The sequence below is a fragment of the Micromonospora sp. KC207 genome (genome assembly GCF_004348615.1).
Lineage (GTDB): Bacteria > Actinomycetota > Actinomycetes > Mycobacteriales > Micromonosporaceae > Micromonospora.
This window is the reverse complement of record NZ_SMKJ01000565.1, coordinates 1-1,651: the sequence shown is the minus strand read 5'-3', so window position 1 is coordinate 1,651 and position 1,651 is coordinate 1. Positions and strand designations below refer to the sequence as shown.

Sequence of the window (1,651 nt, the reverse complement as noted above, 5' to 3'; positions counted from 1 at the left end):
GTCGTGGGGGGTGCGGTGGTCGGCGGGGCCGTCGTCGGCGGAACGGTGGTGGGCGGCGGGGCGCTCGTGGTCGGGATGGTGCCCCCGCCGCACGGTGCGCCGTTGATGGTGCAGTTCAGCGGCGCCCGGTACGCCCCGGTGCCGTTGTAGCCCCAGCTGAAGGTAGCCCCGGGGGCGAGCGGACCGGCCCAGCTCTTCTTCACCGCGACGTAGTGGTTGCCGCTGCTGGTGACGTCGGCGTCCCAGGCGCTGCTGATGGTGGTGCCGGCGGGCAGGTCGAACTCGATGCGCCAGGTGCTGACGCTGGCGGCGGAGCCGTTGGTGACGGTGACCCGCGTCTCGTGACCGGTCCCCCAGTCCTGCACCTTGGCGAACGTGGCGGTCACACCCCCGGCGCCGAACGCCGAGGTCACCGGGACCGCCGCGACGGTCACCGCGACCACGGTGCCGGCCCAGAGGGCCCGACGGAGCGATCTCTTCATGTGGCGTCTCCTCAAATAGTTAGGAAACTTTCCAAAATGATTGGTGAGACGCTACTCACGACGTCATCAGTTCGTCAAGATGCACATGCGTCGATCGACGAAAGGGGCACGCCGGCAGGGGGCGGGTGCAAGGAAGGGCCCCCTGTTAACGCCTGGGGTAGAGAAGGGCTCCCCTCTCACCGCCCGGCCATCCAGCACGACTGTCCACAAAGAGCAATGATCGGCCCGATCGTCGGCGTGTGCGACAGGGCTTCCGCCTGGCGCGTACTCGAAGATCGTCTCCTGGTTCGCCAACACCCCACACAGGAGACAGCTCGATGATCAACAAGTACGCCGGGCGCTGCGCCACCTGCCACGCCCAGGTGGGGGCCGGCACCGGCCAGCGCGCCAGCGTCAACGGAATCTGGAGCACGTACCACAACGGGTGCGTCCCGGTCCGGGTCGCGCCGCCGATGGGGTGCCACGGCGGCTGGCACGACCTGCCGGTCGTCGGCTTCGACCTGGAGGGCACGCTGCCCGAGCCGATGGAAACCCGGATCGTCTCCGCCGCCCTGGTGCACCCCGACGGCACGACGCGGGAGTGGCTCGTCGACCCGGGCGTGCCGATCCCCGCCGACGCGACGGCCCGGCACGGCATCACCGACGAGATGGTTCGCACCGGCGGCCGGCCGGCCCGGGACGCGCTGGCGGAGCTGGGCACGGCGATCGCCAAGCTGATCGCCGACTCCACCCCGCTGGTGGCCTTCTGCGCCCCGTACGACGTGACGGCGCTGCACACCGAACTGGCCCGGCACGGCCTGCCCGCCCTCGACTGGGACCGGGCCGTCGTCATCGACCCGTCGGTGCTGCATCAGCAGGTCGAGCCCCGCTGGTACGGCCGCCGGCAGCTCGGCGACCTGTGCCGGTACTACGAGGTCACGTTGGACAACGCCCACGACGCGGCCAGCGACGCCCGGGCAGCCGCCGAGCTGGCCCGGTCGATCGCGGCCCGGCACGAGCGCATCGCGCGGATGCGGCCGGACGCGCTGCACCAGGCGCAGATCGGCTGGCACGTTGAGCAGGCTCGGGACCTCCAACTCTCCTTCGACCGGCGAGGCCTCGGCAAGACGGTCAGCACGCAGTGGCCCCTGGAGGCGGCACCACGCGGCTGACGCCGGCCGGGGGTGGGG

At 71.4% G+C, this 1,651-nt stretch carries 2 protein-coding genes; one reads left to right on the top strand and one right to left on the bottom strand.

What is annotated here, in order from left to right:
• Nucleotides 1–482 (bottom strand): cellulose binding domain-containing protein (locus tag E1258_RS32505; protein WP_207919927.1); only part of this gene is annotated, 482 nt, incomplete at its 3' end.
• Between the two features lie 317 nt (nt 483–799).
• Between E1258_RS32505 and E1258_RS32500 the strand changes: the two genes are divergently transcribed.
• Entirely contained in the window at nt 800–1,633 is an 834-nt protein-coding gene (locus E1258_RS32500) for an exonuclease domain-containing protein (protein WP_132407798.1), read from the top strand.
• Nucleotides 1,634–1,651 lie beyond the last annotated feature (18 nt).

Bases quoted from the DNA above. Each gene is read 5' to 3' on its own strand.
- E1258_RS32500 (WP_132407798.1), top strand. From the start codon at position 800: ATGATCAACAAGTACGCCGGGCGCTGCGCCACCTGCCACGCCCAGGTG.